Genomic DNA, 16,587 nt, shown 5'->3' with positions numbered 1-16,587 from the left:
TGCTTTCCATTCACCCTCACTCTTCTTGCTGATTAGTATGATATGCCCTCACACGATGTGTTTCTAAATCTGCCAGCCTGACAGGAATCGGCAGACGACTCTCTCGATTGATACAGCTCATCACAAACTTCGTGCTCGTCTCTAAATCAATGCTGTTTCCGCAAGAGATAAAGATTGGCTTAACATTCGATGTTGTCCGCAATGCTCTTCCATACACCTCATTATGAATAACGATATCTGTATATGCTCCCGCTATATTTTCAGGCATCTGAAAATCTACATTCTCGATTCGTAAATAGCTCTTGGCTACCCCAATCGTCGGCTTTTGCAAATACAGAGAAGCGTGAGTAGCAATGCCCATATGGCGGGCATGCAAGTATCCGTTTCCATCAAACATATAAAGGTCAGGCTCATTCGATAACTTCTTTGCGGCTTCGAGCACAAGCGGCAGCTCTCTAAATGCTAGAAAACCTGATATATAAGGAACCTGTATCTCCCCATGGCTATTTACTTTTTCGACAACTTTCTTCGTATGATAATCGATGACTACAATACAGCACGTACCATACGCCTTCCCATCCTTATCCCAATAAGCTAGATCCACTCCTGCAATCAACTGGATATCTTCCCTCCGAAAGCTATTTTCCAGCTTCACCAATGGCAGCAGCTCATTTTGCAGTGCCGTAAACTCCTGTTTCATCTTTTCAATTTTCTCCATGTGAATCCCTTCCTGAAAGTTTATTTCTAGTTAGCCGGAACCTCACTTTTTCATGGATTCCATTAACTGTGACGTCCCGCTGAAAATAATATCACGTATAATCTCATAATACTTTGAATAATCCCCGCTATTAGCCATCAGAATATCCAGTACTTGCTTGAATTGCCCGTCAATCATAATCGTAATCCCTTCTATCTCTTCTCCCGTTTCACTATTTACAAATCTTTCATTTAATAATTTTAATTTATTATCCTGGTCAAAATGGATTGATTCCCTTTCTGCATGCCAGTTTTTTTAGCAGATAATGGGATCAATTTCTTTACCTCTAAAATAGCCGTTCCGTCCTTATAACATTTCTTCGTTAAGAAGAAAAAACCTGTTGCCAATGGACAATCAGGTACTTGGAAGTATGTATATTTTTGTATTTTGCATATTTTTTGTTTCAATCATGCAGTTTGTCAAGGAATGCCGTAAATGTGGCCGCTACATACAATAGGTTTTCTCTTGCACACTCTTCGACCTGCTCGTCTGTTAATCCTTCATTATACATCAGCGTTTCCTTCTCCAATGCATTTTCATGTTCCAAAAAAACTACCACTGGTTTCTCCTGCTGATCTTTATAATCAAAACACAGTAAGTTCCCGGCCGGGTCAGTAGCAATCGGTAAAATGTCCCTCGGAAGCGACGAATTGTATAATTCATACTTTTTAACGATGTACTGACTGCTTTGCTCATCAAAGCTGAATAAACTTCCAAAGCAGCGTTCTACACCTTCCACATTAAATTCCTCCGGTAATACACTAGCTCCCCCGTTTACTTTTACACACTCTATATAATCCTGCGGTAAATAAAAACCTAATTGGGCTCCGATTTCCTTCACCCTCGCTTTTGATACTTCTGCGTCCGCGTATTCCCACTCTAAGTCTTTTCTCACCTAATATCCGCTCCCTTCATTCAGTTCCCGCAAGGTAATCAATCCAGGATGTGCAGCTCTGTTAAAATTTTGTTCCGCCTATCACTTATCATCTTCGGATTTGGATACTCATCTAACATAGAGACAATCTGCTGAATATAAAGTGGTGCATCCACTATAATCCTTTTAAAACATTCAATAAAATGATTTACCAATGTGTCATCAACTAAAGCAATTGGTTCCGGATAATACATTGCACCCTCTCTATCGAAAGCTTTTCGGCTTGTATAAGCAGCTGCGTCAATAATGCAGTTCCACGCAGTCGCCTCTACTTCATCGGCTGCCATCTCCTGGATGATAGTTATACCGTTCTCTTCATTATCCAATAAATCATATAGAGTCCCGCCTCTGTTGTCTTTCTCTTCTAACCACTCCCAACATTGCTCTATTACATATTGAGCAGCAGACCGGTCCTCCGTTTGAGAAAATACCGACAATACTTTTTCTGAAAGCCCAAGAAGAAAAAGTACTTTATTGTCATCCGGAAAATTATTGAAGTTTATAGTAACCACCTTCCTGCTCCCAAACTCATATATCAATCTATATTACCTTTGCATTCCCCGCTGCCAGCAAATGATGAAGAGCAATTTTCATGCTGCCAATCTGCTCTGCGGTAAGAAAGCCAGCTTCCACTGCACTGTTCAAGAAAATATAGTAGAGCGTTTATCATGATCCGTATAAACTCTCTACTTCATCGCACCAGAAATTTCCGTTTTCCAAACATTTAGAATCAATACGCTCAAACTCTCCCCTTAACCAATCAATTATGGATGCCGGAATATCCAAATCTATAAAAGCATCTTCCCCATTTTTCTCGATTACCTTGTCAATCATTTGCGCATATACAAGCAAGCAGTGTGCAAATTGTTTGATTGAAGAATTTATAAATACTTCTTGAAAGTTATTCCCATTGTCGAGGTACACTATATAATCTTGTTGTTCAATTATACATATCGGATTGCCAGAACCAGTCGTCCCTAGAAAATAGTACTTCCCAAACTCTCCAGGCATATTAAAAACATGGATGATCGGTTTCAAGAAGGAAGACATAGAAGTGAATTCAAAGTATGGAGCCGGTGTTTCAGGCAAGCCGCCTATAGACAAAAAGCCCTTCACTTCTTCTGAAAAGGGAGCGCTGTTCAAACTTTCTTTATCAATTTTAATTAACGGCCCATTCTTGTCAGCATCCCATCTTTTACGAAACTCCTCAGGTAACATGATTGTTTCACCTTCCTATTAAAAAACATTTCTTACCTATTTATTCTTTCATTATTCTATTTAGCTACTTTTTTACAATACACACATCTTAAAGCTTCTACAAAATTACTATTCATCTATTAGAATGAATCGGCCATTTTGAAAATAAAACTTTTTAGTACATACCTTTGTTTCCACTTCTTCAAGATATAAAGGTTTAATATAATCAAAGTTCTCACAAAGTATTTTCATTTTTTTTTCTGGATCATTCAATCGGTTTAGTTCCAGTAACAATGGATACTCTTTAAATTCCTTTTCCTGCCAATCGTCATCTATATAATTATAGGTGATTTTAATCCTCCCTGTTTCAGTAAGGTTCAGTATCTTATATTCTCCCCAATAACTGCTTTCATGCTCTTCAACCTTTACATTTAATATGTTTTCCAAATCTGTCGTCACATTTTCCATATCATTCTTCATAATTCCAAGTCTCATATATTTATTAATCATGCAGTCACTAATAAAATTAGCCGTTTAAAAGTCTGTCCATCGTTTTCATTAAACATAACACTAATGGGGCGGCCGGTCTCCTTTAGCTTTTTCTATAAGTTCTAACAAACCACATCTTCAAGTTAATTTTCTTACGATTTTCAAGACAACTGAGAATAAATCATCTTATTAACAGTCAAGACTCTTGCTTTCTAGTTCAGGAAGATTACCATTCTAACTCTTGCTAATATAATCAGATTGATTAAGTTATTTGTCTCTGTAAAGAGGTACTCTCCATTATTTACTGAAACCCCCATAGCTGTGCTCCAGCTCCACTAATTAAATTTCCCCAAGCTTCGATTGCATTGTTCCCCAATTTACCTGTATTGCAGTATATCTTGCCACTTTCTGAAACCAATAATATCAAGTATTCGCTATCAATCTTTCCAACGGGAATTAACTTTTCTTTGGCAAACTTCTCTTCTGTTATAAACGCTCCGTTTGCATAATAGTCAGTGAATTTTACGTTAGTACGATGAATTTCATCATTTATAGTATCTTCTATCACCAAGTCCCCAAACTCTTTTAAAAAGTTTTCTGCCTGTGGAAAAACCATGTAGCCTAGCTGTTTTAAATTCTCTTTCATTTCACTAGTATCAATACTTCTTCCTTCATACCATCCGGAAGTTCTTAAAATTTCTAAAGCTTTATCCTCAGTTTCATTTCTCTTTGATAAAGTTTCGGCAGTTTCTCTTTTCTTCATAATCATTCCTTTCCTTCTCACTCCAATTCTTTTATTGCAGTTCTGCTGAAGGGTTATAATCTACTTCTACTTTTTTCAGCCCTTCTATTACTTTAGTGATCCGTCTTGATAAGTCCTTTATCTCCTCTTCTGTTAATTCCCCTTCTGCTTCCCGGGGATTAAACATGCTTAATCTCCTTGTGATGCCTTCGATGCACCCGATAAAAACTTTTTCATGCGTTATTGCAATTTCTCCGATAGCGGTATCGGCAATGACATCCTCTATCTTCCCTAACCTATCAAACTCATCCGCCAGCCTTGCTATAGCGTACCTATATCCTCTGCCTGTCTCTAAAAACTCTTCATATGTTTCCTGAATTACATCAAATAATTCGTTATACTCCCAATCTCTCATAGGTCTCTCCTTATATATATAAATGATTCTTTCTAATAACTATAAAATAATAAACAAATGCCCTAATATCCAAGCAGTGAATAAAGATTATTAAAATAGACTGTGTAAATATACGAAGTCATCACTCTTCGAATTTCGCTTCCTATTCTTTAGGGCATTTTATTTTCCGGGAAATTCAGTTGAGCAGATATTGTTTAGTTGCTATTTAGTTTATTGATCAGCTTTATGACCTTCTCACCAGTACTTGGAATAATGTACACCTGCTTTGTATTTTGGATAATTTCTTTATAGAACGTTTCACCTGCAGGATAATTCCCGTCCCACCGTAAAGGAACATTGTATACATTAATTGTGCCATCACCATTCCCGCTGTAAGTTATTGAACCATCCACTAAGCGGGAGCCTGATAACTGGATTACATCTTCCGGATAGCTGCCGCTAGTAGTATCACTCGGATTAAGTGGTGTACCCGCTGAAATATGATGCACAATTAGTTCATCTATATCCTGGTTCGGTCCAAGCTGCAACCAAATGCGGGCGTACTCGATTTCCTGAGAAGAATATGTAGATAATGAGTTCTCTTTCTTTTCAGTTGTTTCTTCGAATGAATCTGAAATAGAACCCTTTGCATCGGGAGAGTCATTATTAGAACTTAATCCTGTCGATTCAGATGGAGAATCCGTCCCATCTATCTCCTTTTCCGATTGAGAAGCAGACTTATCTCCTGCATTTTCAGCGGTTGAAGACTCCTTCGTATCATCCGTACATCCAACCAGGAATAGAACAAGCAATAATAAAGCAACATTACAATAAAATACCTTTATTAGTTTCTTCATTTATACGTCCCCTTTCTTTTCAATAACCTATTATCAATTTTAAAAAGTATCATGTATACCATTCTTCATCAGTATATTTTTCTATCAAATCCATACTACCTGAATCATTTTCAGTGCAAAAATGCAGGATTTCACCAATTAATAATTCTACCTCATCTTGATTTACTTCAAAGCCCCTATGTTCATTCCAGTCACTATTGATTATCACATTAAAATTATTATATTCTCCCATATTATCTAAAAACTCGCATATAATCATTGGGAAAGCTATATTGCAGCCTTTATAATTAACCCAAACAACAATATTCCCGCTATCTAGCCTGCTAGCTTTAAAAGAATACTCTCCATAACTATACCAAACAGTCTGTTCGTTTCTTTTTTCTACCCGCATAATGAATTACCCCCATACATTATCATCCCCGGATTACTTCTCTTACCGAGATATAACCACTTCCTTGCGTACCATACCTTTCAAATAATTAATCAAGGCAGGCTGAGTGCTTTCTATATTATGAATATTATCAAAACCTTGCTGCAGTTTCCTAATTACTGTTCTCCCGACACTTGCGAGGAGGTCTTCAGAAATTCCATCCCACTGGACAGTTGGAGCATTTAAACAAGAAAAAAGCCTGCCAGAGATTATTCTGTGACAGACCTGCTTTACCCCGTTTATAAAATACATTCTTATCTCATCAATATAATATCCGGTACCTAAACTTTTATTTATCCACGTTCGTTAATTAATTTCATGCCTTCTATAAAGCTTTGTAATGTTTCCTTATTCTTTAGAGCATTATTACTTAAATATAACAAAACATCGACTTCTTCAGGGTCTGCATCATAATATATGATGCCAGGATCAATAAACGGTTCATAGACAATCCTGCAAATTTCCTGTTCCTCGATTGTTACACGAAAACACCTTTTTGCAGCAATATACTCATTCGTACATATTTAATTATCCGGGTTAGATAAATAGGAAATCCCTTTATAAAAAAATATAACTTTTCATCCTTTACATAAATACCAACTACTTCGCCATTGTCGCTTACCCCTCCTACTCCATTCCTTTCTTTATTTTTCTCCATACCTTCAACGATTGTATAATGATTATTGCCAATTAAAATAAAGGATCCTAATTTCGAGTAATTTCGTAACCTTATCATCTCGTATCCTTCTTTCTGAACTTGTTCCCAACTAAACGCTTACTTATGCTTTAATCTCCATAAAATATTCAGCACATCACCGCTTTTCATAGGGCTTTTAATGATTGATCCATCCTTGAGGATTCAAGCCCCTCTTTTATTGCTTCCTCAAATAATCTTTATCCTATTTACTTATTCTTTTACATTTGTTCCTTAAAACCTAATCCCTGGATAAGTTGATCTAAACTCTTCGATAACGGCTTATACTCATTTAATTCGAAATCCTCAATAAAAATTTCACCTGTATTATTGTCTAAAACTATTAACATTCCATTTGATTCAAAACCGATTGGAATATACTTTAAGATATCATGTTGAGATTCTACATAATCTTTTAAGATTGAAATAAAATAATCCGGTTCAACTCCTGGGGTAACAGGGTGCAAATTAATATGGTATGAAGAAAAATATCCGGTTAATTCTAAAAACCAGTATGAATTAAAATATTGTTTTATTGAATTGTGCAATTGAACATTACATTGACTTTCAACTTCATCGAAATTAAATAATTCCCTTTTCTCTTTGGGTTTCCAGAAAACATACCCATATTCATCTTCTTTACTTTCATACATAAATTCGTCCACTTCTTCATTAAAAGAAATTTGGGGTAAAGAATTATTATATTCTCTCCATTTATCCAGAAGCTTCCCGAAATAGATATTGAATGCTTGCTTCATTTTCTGACTCATTCCTTATCTTTGATATGCTTAATATCTTTTTAGAATTACTGTCATATCAGAGCTCGTCATTTTTAGCCCTTCACAACTTCTGTCTGCAGAATCTCTTTTAGTTTAAAGAATTCAATCGCAACACAAATATAGTAAATAAATTATAGTCCAGCTCTGAACAAATCAGCTATGTATTCACCATTCAAGCTTAGATTTTATTGTTTTGGGATGTTTTTGAGATCTTTATATTGCGACAAGTATTACATTAAAATTTATCTCATAACAACCCTTTTAAAAAGTGCATAATATCATCTTTGTTTAGCAGCGTTGTAGGATCCTTTAAATAATTAATGAACGCTTTAGCTACTGCCGTGTTTATTGATTTTATTTCGTAAAAGCTCTCTAGAAACTGCTGCAATATGCTTTCATCTACATTTTCAATCGGGGCAGGTAAATACTCTTCCTTATCAAATTGATAAGCTCTCCAATTAGTAAAAGATACTGCATCTACAATGCAATCCCAAACGAATTCTTTTAAAGAGTCATTCTCCTCTTGCATTTGCATAAAAAGCCCTGTAAATTCCGTCCCATCGTCTAACAGGGAGTATATTTCATCTCCTGAATACCGCTTATTTTCTAGCCATTCCCAACAGATTGCCATTGCTTTCGTTATCTCCTTATATGCTGGAGAGGAAATTAACAAATCAACAACTGTTTCACTTAACCCTAACAAAAACGCAACTTGTTTATCTAATTCTAATTGTTCAAATGTATCTAACATACTATCCCTCATTTACTCAACTAATTTTCCACTTCTCAAAATAATAATAAAAAATCAGGATAAATTTAAAGGCATGAGCACATTAAATACTGAACTCATGCCTAAAAAGATAATTATACTTAACATTTCGATTGTTGCACAATTGGTTGCGTGTTTCTTACTATCCCAAAAACGACAGTCAGTGCCAAATTTAAATAGATACTGCTATTCTAAACCTGAATATGGTTTATCAAAGGTTCCATCTAATTCATTTATTGTTTTATCTATTAATTTTCTAACATTATCACTTAGAATGAAGCATTCCTATAAATTCCTCGAAGGTATCTGCAATATGATAACTTACTGGTTCGAGTTCAGCAGAGTTCTCATGGTCCCACACACAAACTTTAGGGTTATTTCTTGATTCTCTAAAATCTAAACATAAAAAATCACCTGCGGATAATACAGCGATTGGTAATAAAGCTGCTCCCAGTAAATCTCCATCATCCGTGAGTCTCTCATCCAGCTGAGTTCATGTTACATCAATATCAAACATACCTATTTCAATGTTTTCTGCGGCTTCAAGAATACATAAAAACCTGACAATCATATAGCTACGGTTATTACACACAAAAGACTTCTTTTCTGGGGAACCACCATTATTAACTTTTATAAAACTCTTATAATCTATCGGTAGTAGAACTCTCCAAAATTCTTCTTTCCTTAAAATTAAACTATCAGATGGTAACGGATAAATTACTGATTCTTTTTTTATTTTCATAAACATATTTTACTTTTAATCTTTCTCCCTATTGGTAAGAATATCAGGATGGGTGTGCCTATTTCACATTATATTTTGCTTTAATCTTGGATAAGTAGCACTCGACTTCATTTTTTGTTCAGGGTACTTAGCAATATAAAATTCACATCTACTTCTAGATAGCTACACAATTCTTCATCCGTAACAATGTCTTCAAAGTCGTCTTTTGCTATGGAGCAATAAAATAAAATGTTGTTTCCCCAAAAATATCCTTCATCACTTGGAACATATGTATCTGATCATTGTTTCCTCTCAACAAGTAGAGGACCTTTGATATTTAATAGTATTTTATTTACTAAAGTTAATAAGTTCTTCTTCCCAAAAACTACCTTGAATTAAAGAAGCAGCGTCAATTTGATAAAGACTCGCGAAAATCCAATCTAACAGCTCTCCAGTGGCATTCTTTTGAATATAAGCCCTTCTCTCGTTTTCAGCTTTAATCTTTTTAATGAATTCTACATAGACAAGTAGAGACTCTGCGAACGTTGCTATTGAAGAATTTATTAATACGCTTTTATTTTCATTATCATAATCAATATATACAATCTGAGAATTGCATTCATTAATACACACTGGATTTCCACTGCCTGTATATCCTAAATATATAAAGCGATCGTATAATTCCCCTAAACTATTGTTTTTTCAGCCAATCTTATTGCCCCTCCATTGGTTGAAGATTCAAATGTTAGAAAGGGCGGAGCAGATTCAGGTAACCCTGTTTTAATTAAAAAATCCTTAGTTTGATTATCTAAGGAGAATGAGTTAATAACAGATTCCTCATAATTAACCAAACCATAGGTGTCACTATTCCATTTGTTTAAAGATTCCTCTGGTGAAATCATATTTTACGCCTCCACTGCTTAGCTCATGTCTAACTTTTTGGATTACCATAATTTTATAATCAAGTACCTCTATAAATCAAAATCCATGTTCAAAATCTATATCATATAAATCAATCCATTAAGCTCGTACTTCTTTTACTATTCTATTTTAAATAGCCACATCCTGGTAACCTACTTCAGCTACTCGTTCGTTTAATAAACGAATCCCTAGTCCATTTTCTATATCCCATGTACAATCAAAGGTTATCCCAATATCTCGCTCTTCATAAATATCACCATATGGAACAACAATTCCAACTAAATTTATCATCTCAAGTAATTGATCAGTTGATTCAATTTGCGGATAATTTTCATTAACTTCAATATCATATCCTAGTTCTTGACGCTCTTGTTTGTAATAGTCTAATATTGCTTGTAAAAAACCTTGCTGTAACTGTTCCCAATTTTGCATTAGTGATTTATAAGCAATATATTGTTCTTCATCAAACTTTCCGTCTTCTTCACCTTTAACCATCAATGCTATTTCAGCTTCTTTTCCACAAAATTCTATGGTGGTGTACCTAACCCATCCATAACTATATTCAAGCTCACCAAAAACCGCATCATTTATTATCATTTTCAGATACTCCTTTTTATTTATTGGCAAACCCAAGTGCTGTTTTTGTTTGTGTTGTTCAATATACAACATCCAATAATTTACAGGTCCCTATGTGAAAGCTTGTCTATTCATTACACATCTATATTTTCCCACATATTGTCTAAGTACTTTTCAATTTCTTGCTCATGCTGTGGATTCTTTTCAATATACTTTTCTCCTGCTATTTTAAAGTAATGATAGAGGAGTTCATAACTAATAATTTTTGACTCATTCCCGAGTTCAATTTCAATACCATTAAAACTCTCTTCATAATATAGTTATAAGACAATATCCTGAAACCCTACTTCAATTATTTCCTCATCCTCAACCTTAACTCCGACTCCATGCTCAGCTTCCCAAGTACAATCAAATAGCATTCCTACTCTTCTTAAACCATTCTTTCGAACCCTTCTAATAATCAATTGCGTCGGACTCACCAATTTAGCCAGCTCCCTCTTATCATTAATAATTGGTACCAGCCTATCTACCTCTTTTTTATCAAATATCGCTCTATAATCCATGAAAACTTTCTGATAATAATCAAAAAGTGCATCTTCAACTTTTTTCATTATATCGTTCATGTTATGAAAAAATTTTTTATACGCATCTTTTTGAATTTCATGAAACTCCCCTTCTTCATTTCCATCAATGCTTAAAACAATCGTTTTCTCTTGGCCAAAAAACTTTATTTTTTGTTCCCCACGCCAATATAAATCATACGAAATTTCACCAAATACATCATGATTAATCGGCATATCATTCATCTCCTGATTTTTCTTTCACTTTATTTTCTCCCAGTCCGCAAGTATGAATAAATGTTCCACAAATTCTAATTCTCACTGATTTCATATCTTTTTCGGATATTCTCATTAATGGCTTCTTTACCAGATTTACTTTTGCAGAAATCCTCTTCCTGCTATATTTTCCCCTGCCGTGGTATACACAGTAAAGTAATGACTACTTGTACTGTATTTTTTATTGCAAGCGGTTTTATGCTACACCTGAAATATACTACAATTTGTTTTTCCTTATTTAATAATATATCTCAATATCCTGCCTTCCCAAAAAGCAAAATAGATTAGCATTGAAAGATATATAATAAACGTAATAAGGTAACTTAAAAGGCATGAGTACAGTAAAATACTGAACTCATGCCTAACAAATTAATGTTGCTTCACTTTTTAGATTACTGCATGACTAGTTACTTAAAACATTTTTCATTACTGATTCAAAACAACAGTCAGTGCTAACCTGATCAAGGTTTTTAGTTACATTATTATTAAAAAGTGCTTCTATAATTCACTTCCCGACTATAAGTGCGAGTAACTAAATGCATTAACAATCATCCTATTTTGTTATGTCATATTCTGAATTTTTCTCGTCCCACATAAGATCATGATCATCAGCATGTACATGCCATTCAGCGGCTTCTATGACATTTCGAATATCCGTTAACAATGAAGCCCAATGATCCACTCCATCAAACATTGCTTCTTCACTATTATCAGGTAATTCAGTTGCCCCTTCAAAAATTACATCGGGTGCTGTTGGACTCTCTGGGTCATAAACATAAAAACTTGTCCAATTATGACCTTCTCCAGTCTTTACGTACTCTTCTATTTCCTCATCAACGGAGTACCGTTCCATTAATTGATTAATTACCTCTTGTTCAGCTTCGGTAAGTTTTTGTTTGCGTTTCGCTGTGTAATAAATGGAAACACTCATCTTGAAACTCCTCTCTACTCTAAAAATTCGGTAATAGTGACTTAAGAGAATAAATTCCAATTAATTATGGAATCGAAAAGTATATATCCTTATTCTTCACTTCCCCAACAATAAAAAACTTTTCTTTCTTCATATAACGTGCTTTATAACCAAATATTTCAAAAATATCTATTACTTTTTCATTTTCATATTCACTTAGTTTATTTTCCTTATTTGAAAATTTATCTGCCAATGCTTTATATCTTTTGCCAACCTATTATATTCATCTTGTTGATGGAAGGTTTTTTTAATGCTGTTTTGATCTTTGTCCTTATACAATCAATTGGAAGTAATTTAGGTCCTTTTCACATAATTATCTATAGTTTTATGATAGCCCCAACCCCCTAATATAGAAAAACACCTCCATATTAGCTTCTTGATTTAAATGCCTATTTTTCTATGTAAGGTGTTTGTAGATTGTTTCTTTTATTGAATCAGTGCTGCCTTTATCCTGATGTGCTTTTACTTATTAAACATCAAATTTATCTTTAACTTTCAACAATAACTTTTCAATAACCTCTTTCTTTTCAGGATTTTTTCCTATATAAAATTCACATGCAGTACTTAAATACTTGTACAATTCCTCATAATTTACGATATCATGGTCATCTTCACCGTCTCCAGAATAAAATAATACTTTATTTTGTCCAAAATACTCCTCATCATCTTGTTCATATTCATCTGAATAAATTACCCCATTATATTCCCGACGCTCACCCTCTTTATTTTTAAAATCTTCTAAGTGCTGTTGAAAGTTACGTCCGTTTACATATATATTTAAAACATCAATAACTGCAGCTTTATTCAAAGCATTTTGTTTCATTATCTCAATAAATTCTTCATATCCGTTCATACTAATCCCCTCCTTCTAATAGTAGAATCGTTTTTTCTACCCATTCCCAACAGGATAGCACTGCTTTATTTAACTTCTTATATAATGGAAAAAGAAATTAATAAATCGACAACTGCTTAACTTAAACTTTCCAAAACTGCAACTTATCTATCCAAATCTAATTGTTTAGATGGATATAACATAGTATCTCTCATTTACTCAATTAGCTTTCATTTTTTACAAATAGTAATCAACAAATGCGGGTAACTTAAAAAGCATGAGTATAGTAATATACTGAACTCATGCCTAAAACATACTTACACTTAAATAATTATTTATATCTTGAAAATATCTTAAAAATCTAGTTTACCTAAATCATTATGTTTTATAAAACGAGCTATTTCCATTTCCAAATCAGTTCTATTAATATTTTTATCAAAAACAAATCCCATTTTACCATTATATTTTTTTAATTTAGTTGGTATATCCCAATACTCCATCTCATTTTCAAACTCATATAATCCAAAAGTAAAACACATATTTAACCCGTCTTTTTCGAAAAAAAGAATGATGCTGTCTTTATCAAAGTCCTCATAAATAATATTTATTTTAGAGTTAATCATTCCCGTACACCTTCCCAAGTAGTATTCTCGCTACATCTATTGCTTCGTCTGGGTCCAATACTTTAGTTGTATCTTTTTCCGTCCTCTCAGTCCATTCCCATCAAACCGCTGAGAGTTTAGGTTTGTATTTTTCATCTCAATAAGCCAGCCAGAATAACCTGACGCTCCTACCAGCACCAGACCATTATTTAATCCAAGAAAATTCGCTGTTTGCTCTCCCATTTCCTTCAATACAGCTTGCACCTTCATTATGTCCTCATACGTTTTACTACCTAAAATTCAATCTTCACTCATTTGGGGACCATCTTTTGTATTGGAAAGTTGCTCAGTATTATACTTCGCCTCTGCTATTACATACTTGGGTGAAGGTTTTCCGTTTTTTAATTAGATTACTAGTTACAATTTTTAGTTCACCTTTTACAAGAGTGTCATCTATATCCTTTTACTCTAAAGATAGCTTATAAGCTACTTTGTTCAACAGACGTTGAACGGTCCCTCTATCTTGTGGAAAATCCATTAAATACTCCTTGCAAGTATTCTTTAATAAATAATAAAATTCTTCTTCATCAAGCACTATTCCATTGTCATCCAATACTCTAAATCGCACTCCTTCAAATGGCCCTTCCTCTTCTTCAATATCTCCTGGAAACTCACAATGTAGGTAATCTAAGCTAGTTCCAATACCTTTCGACATATTCTCTAAGACTCTCAAGAATGTTATATCAGGTATAGAGTACAAATAAAATTTCGCGGTATAATATTCATCATTTGTGTCAGGTGCTGTACGTGACTTGCCCATAGGTTTATTCTCCCCTCTCAAAATTCCCGTTTAAAACAGGATGAAAATTATGGATCAAACCTTTATTATCAATATAAATTAACAATTTAAGCCCATTTTTTGAATGCCTCCTATAGGAATATTCTTATTATCTATTAATCCAGATGGAGTCTGTAATCGTCCTGCCTCCTGAGCTTCCTCGTCAGCTTCTTGCTTCCATTCTAACATTTGTTCATTCGGTATTACCTTAGGATCCATACACAGTTTTACTAAACTCCTTTTCTCTCCAACCAACTGGCTCAGTTGATTTACTATCATATGCAGACATCTTATACGTAATCTGTTTAATTCCATCTATAGATGGATGATCATTAACTTGTACTTCCAAGACTTTTGGAGCAGCATTTTTCCATTCATCTAAATTATGTGCACCTGTAATACCGTTCTTTTTTGATGACTTAATTTCCTGGTACATTAAATGTGTATCATAACCATCTTTAAATTTACATGGCATTGTACGGAAGCGCTTTATCGGCCTAGGAAGCAGCATTGCCGACTTTCCCCGCTTTGCCGAGCTTGTCGACTCCTTTTAGACCGACTACTGAGATTACTGTATAAGAGAAAAAGAATACACAGCAGCGAACATCGCTCCTGAGAATGTTACGCCTTAATGTTGCATTGCCGTATTCTAATACCCCAACTATATAAAATTCACGAAATGCCTATGGGTTGATTGAGTGCTTAAAATGGCACTACATAAGATAAAAGCTGCCAGGGATTATTCCCTGACAGCCTTCCTTCTTTTCAGTTACAACTTTTTCGTCTAAACCCATCAGATAAAGTACCTAATATTTGAATAACCCTTAGAAGTTTACGATTTATGAACATAAAAAGGCTTCTTATTAATGTATATAAGTACTTTAGCTCATCTCTTTTTAAGTAACATAATTTTGAAATAATGGTATGCCACCATGGATATACTGTAATACTACTAGGATATAGCACCTTGGTTTATAGAGATTCTTTCGTTTAACATGCACTCAAAATGTTTATATTTGTCTAAGATAAAAATACTTTTTCCTGAGTTCGTACTTTTTTCTATTCTATTATTCTCCAACCTATTCTTACAGACATAAGTCTCTTTTTTAACAGCCTATTCTAAATAGCGACATCTTGATAACCTACTTCTTCTACCTTTTCATTTATAAGACGAATTCCTAAACCGTTTTCCTCATCCCATGAACAATCGAATGAGATTCCAATATCACGTCCGTCGCGAAGGAAATCATAAGGAACCGAAATACCTACTAGTGTTATATGTTCTATTAAATGATCGACTGTTTCAATTAATGGATAGTCTTCATTAACTAAAATGTCATAACCAAGCTCATGCCGTTTTTCTTTATAATAATCTAGGATTGGTTGCAGTATACTATATTGAAATTTCCCCCAATTATCCATTAATGAATTATAGGCCGCATATTGCCCTTCATCAAATTTCCCGTCTTCTGTACCTCCTACTAACAATGCTATCTCTGTATTGTTTCCTAAAAATTTTATAGTTCTGTATCCTACCCATTTATACTGGTAATCCAGTTCTCCAAAAATTTTATCGTTTATTGTCATTTTAAAAACCCCTTAGTATTTATTCAAAAATGAACTGATCCCGGTCAATTAGACAGTAGAAATAATAAAAATCCTCTATGCGGCTTGAGCCCTGGATTCTAGAGGGCCGAGGTCTTTTCCTCTTTCTTAGTAACGTTCGTTGTTATAGGGTATGATATACATATCACTTGCTGTTTTTAAAGCTTCAGATATCTCGTATTTTTAAAATAAATAATATCCTCTACTTTGAATGCATCCTAAACTATTTTAACCGGTCCATTCCTTTACCCGAATCTTCTAATTCATTGTGTCTAGTATAGAGTTTTAGCCACTTTTTGAAGACTAATAAATCACTAATCCTATAATTCGAAAGTGCTTCAAGCATCTTATAGTTACCTGATAGATAGTCTTTAACGACCGTTTGGTTATTTTCTTCTAAATAAGATTTATTTCCTTTTGAGCGAGAGCGCTCCAACGCCACCATCCTGCTATTTAGTACGCCTAATACTTAAAGTAATTTTACTAATAGAAATGTCCGGCAGACTTCGGTTATGAGGTGTTGGCCTTCTTCTAAAAAGCGATCGTTAATAATTTTCTTTCAGTTGTAAACCTCTTTTTTTAAACAGAAAAACTCCCTACTAAATAAACAGATTTTTTTAATCTGTCTACCTATCACGGAGTAT

Annotated in this window: 25 protein-coding genes and 4 pseudogenes; all 29 read right to left on the bottom strand. The window is 34.2% G+C overall.

The window, feature by feature from the left end; genetic code table 11:
• Positions 1-16 precede the first annotated feature (16 nt).
• On the bottom strand, positions 17-718 hold the full coding sequence (locus AA0Y26_RS03730; protein WP_413365234.1) for an endonuclease V: 702 nt from the start codon (positions 716-718) through the stop codon (positions 17-19).
• Positions 719-760: 42 nt separating this feature from the next.
• Entirely contained in the window at positions 761-895 is a 135-nt protein-coding gene (locus tag AA0Y26_RS03725; RefSeq protein ID WP_413365233.1) for a hypothetical protein, read from the bottom strand.
• Positions 896-1,160: 265 nt separating this feature from the next.
• Positions 1,161-1,652, bottom strand: coding sequence for an SMI1/KNR4 family protein (locus tag AA0Y26_RS03720; RefSeq protein ID WP_413365231.1), 492 nt, complete (start codon positions 1,650-1,652; stop codon positions 1,161-1,163).
• 38 nt (positions 1,653-1,690) lie between these two features.
• The gene (locus AA0Y26_RS03715) at positions 1,691-2,203 is read right to left on the bottom strand and encodes an Imm6 family immunity protein (RefSeq protein ID WP_413365229.1); all 513 of its coding nucleotides are present in this window, start codon (positions 2,201-2,203) and stop codon (positions 1,691-1,693) included.
• Between the two features lie 154 nt (positions 2,204-2,357).
• On the bottom strand, positions 2,358-2,912 hold the full coding sequence (locus AA0Y26_RS03710) for an SUKH-4 family immunity protein (RefSeq protein ID WP_413368031.1): 555 nt from the start codon (positions 2,910-2,912) through the stop codon (positions 2,358-2,360).
• Between the two features lie 105 nt (positions 2,913-3,017).
• Entirely contained in the window at positions 3,018-3,383 is a 366-nt protein-coding gene (locus AA0Y26_RS03705) for a hypothetical protein (protein ID WP_413365228.1), read from the bottom strand.
• A gap of 295 nt (positions 3,384-3,678) precedes the next feature.
• A complete protein-coding gene (locus tag AA0Y26_RS03700) occupies positions 3,679-4,140 on the bottom strand; it encodes an SUKH-3 domain-containing protein (protein ID WP_413365226.1) in 462 nt (153 codons plus the stop codon).
• A gap of 31 nt (positions 4,141-4,171) precedes the next feature.
• Positions 4,172-4,534 carry an Imm3 family immunity protein gene (locus AA0Y26_RS03695; RefSeq protein WP_413365225.1) on the bottom strand — a complete coding sequence of 121 codons (363 nt, stop codon included), beginning with the start codon at positions 4,532-4,534 and terminating at the stop codon, positions 4,172-4,174.
• A gap of 194 nt (positions 4,535-4,728) precedes the next feature.
• On the bottom strand, positions 4,729-5,370 hold the full coding sequence (locus tag AA0Y26_RS03690; RefSeq protein ID WP_413365223.1) for a hypothetical protein: 642 nt from the start codon (positions 5,368-5,370) through the stop codon (positions 4,729-4,731).
• A gap of 49 nt (positions 5,371-5,419) precedes the next feature.
• The gene (locus AA0Y26_RS03685) at positions 5,420-5,761 is read right to left on the bottom strand and encodes a hypothetical protein (RefSeq protein ID WP_413365221.1); all 342 of its coding nucleotides are present in this window, start codon (positions 5,759-5,761) and stop codon (positions 5,420-5,422) included.
• A gap of 517 nt (positions 5,762-6,278) precedes the next feature.
• The gene (locus tag AA0Y26_RS03680) at positions 6,279-6,536 is read right to left on the bottom strand and encodes a hypothetical protein (RefSeq protein WP_413365220.1); all 258 of its coding nucleotides are present in this window, start codon (positions 6,534-6,536) and stop codon (positions 6,279-6,281) included.
• A gap of 179 nt (positions 6,537-6,715) precedes the next feature.
• A complete protein-coding gene (locus AA0Y26_RS03675) occupies positions 6,716-7,252 on the bottom strand; it encodes a SecY-interacting protein Syd (RefSeq protein WP_413365218.1) in 537 nt (178 codons plus the stop codon).
• A gap of 268 nt (positions 7,253-7,520) precedes the next feature.
• Positions 7,521-8,024: an Imm6 family immunity protein gene (locus AA0Y26_RS03670; RefSeq protein WP_052124899.1), complete on the bottom strand. Its 504-nt coding sequence runs from the start codon at positions 8,022-8,024 to the stop codon at positions 7,521-7,523.
• A gap of 283 nt (positions 8,025-8,307) precedes the next feature.
• Positions 8,308-8,784: pseudogene (locus AA0Y26_RS03665) on the bottom strand (SMI1/KNR4 family protein).
• Positions 8,785-8,891: 107 nt separating this feature from the next.
• Positions 8,892-9,050, bottom strand: a pseudogene (gene cdiI, locus AA0Y26_RS03660) (ribonuclease toxin immunity protein CdiI); the annotation flags it as partial.
• A 61-nt stretch (positions 9,051-9,111) separates the two neighbouring features.
• A pseudogene (locus tag AA0Y26_RS03655) lies at positions 9,112-9,665 on the bottom strand (SUKH-4 family immunity protein).
• Positions 9,666-9,813: 148 nt separating this feature from the next.
• On the bottom strand, positions 9,814-10,281 hold the full coding sequence (locus AA0Y26_RS03650; protein WP_413365216.1) for a DUF2004 domain-containing protein: 468 nt from the start codon (positions 10,279-10,281) through the stop codon (positions 9,814-9,816).
• Between the two features lie 113 nt (positions 10,282-10,394).
• Positions 10,395-10,559, bottom strand: a pseudogene (gene cdiI, locus AA0Y26_RS03645) (ribonuclease toxin immunity protein CdiI); the annotation flags it as partial.
• Between the two features lie 21 nt (positions 10,560-10,580).
• Positions 10,581-11,057, bottom strand: a complete 477-nt coding sequence (locus AA0Y26_RS03640) for a DUF6985 domain-containing protein (protein ID WP_413365214.1) — start codon at positions 11,055-11,057, stop codon at positions 10,581-10,583.
• A 592-nt stretch (positions 11,058-11,649) separates the two neighbouring features.
• Positions 11,650-12,027 (bottom strand): hypothetical protein, encoded by a 378-nt coding sequence (locus tag AA0Y26_RS03635; protein WP_413365212.1) that lies wholly within the window; start codon positions 12,025-12,027, stop codon positions 11,650-11,652.
• A gap of 64 nt (positions 12,028-12,091) precedes the next feature.
• Positions 12,092-12,259 carry a hypothetical protein gene (locus AA0Y26_RS03630; protein ID WP_413365210.1) on the bottom strand — a complete coding sequence of 56 codons (168 nt, stop codon included), beginning with the start codon at positions 12,257-12,259 and terminating at the stop codon, positions 12,092-12,094.
• A gap of 276 nt (positions 12,260-12,535) precedes the next feature.
• Complete coding sequence (gene cdiI, locus AA0Y26_RS03625; protein WP_413365208.1) at positions 12,536-12,919, bottom strand: ribonuclease toxin immunity protein CdiI; 384 nt, start codon at positions 12,917-12,919, stop codon at positions 12,536-12,538.
• 332 nt (positions 12,920-13,251) lie between these two features.
• Positions 13,252-13,521 (bottom strand): hypothetical protein, encoded by a 270-nt coding sequence (locus AA0Y26_RS03620; RefSeq protein WP_413365206.1) that lies wholly within the window; start codon positions 13,519-13,521, stop codon positions 13,252-13,254.
• Positions 13,522-13,557: 36 nt separating this feature from the next.
• A complete protein-coding gene (locus AA0Y26_RS03615) occupies positions 13,558-13,770 on the bottom strand; it encodes a hypothetical protein (protein ID WP_413365204.1) in 213 nt (70 codons plus the stop codon).
• Between the two features lie 193 nt (positions 13,771-13,963).
• The gene (gene cdiI, locus AA0Y26_RS03610) at positions 13,964-14,320 is read right to left on the bottom strand and encodes a ribonuclease toxin immunity protein CdiI (protein ID WP_413365203.1); all 357 of its coding nucleotides are present in this window, start codon (positions 14,318-14,320) and stop codon (positions 13,964-13,966) included.
• Between the two features lie 78 nt (positions 14,321-14,398).
• Positions 14,399-14,557: a hypothetical protein gene (locus tag AA0Y26_RS03605; RefSeq protein ID WP_413365201.1), complete on the bottom strand. Its 159-nt coding sequence runs from the start codon at positions 14,555-14,557 to the stop codon at positions 14,399-14,401.
• Positions 14,547-14,849 (bottom strand): hypothetical protein, encoded by a 303-nt coding sequence (locus AA0Y26_RS03600; RefSeq protein WP_413365200.1) that lies wholly within the window; start codon positions 14,847-14,849, stop codon positions 14,547-14,549. The genes AA0Y26_RS03605 and AA0Y26_RS03600 overlap by 11 nt, the downstream gene beginning before the upstream one ends.
• Before the next feature lie 608 nt (positions 14,850-15,457).
• Positions 15,458-15,925, bottom strand: a complete 468-nt coding sequence (locus tag AA0Y26_RS03595; protein WP_413365198.1) for a DUF6985 domain-containing protein — start codon at positions 15,923-15,925, stop codon at positions 15,458-15,460.
• A gap of 241 nt (positions 15,926-16,166) precedes the next feature.
• Entirely contained in the window at positions 16,167-16,388 is a 222-nt protein-coding gene (locus AA0Y26_RS03590; protein WP_413365196.1) for a hypothetical protein, read from the bottom strand.
• Between the last annotated feature and the right edge of the window lie 199 nt (positions 16,389-16,587).

Source organism: Lysinibacillus canaveralius, assembly GCF_047301505.1.
GTDB lineage: Bacteria > Bacillota > Bacilli > Bacillales_A > Planococcaceae > Lysinibacillus_B.
The sequence above is the reverse complement of the archived record's forward strand: the minus strand, read 5'-3'. Positions and strand labels throughout refer to the sequence as shown.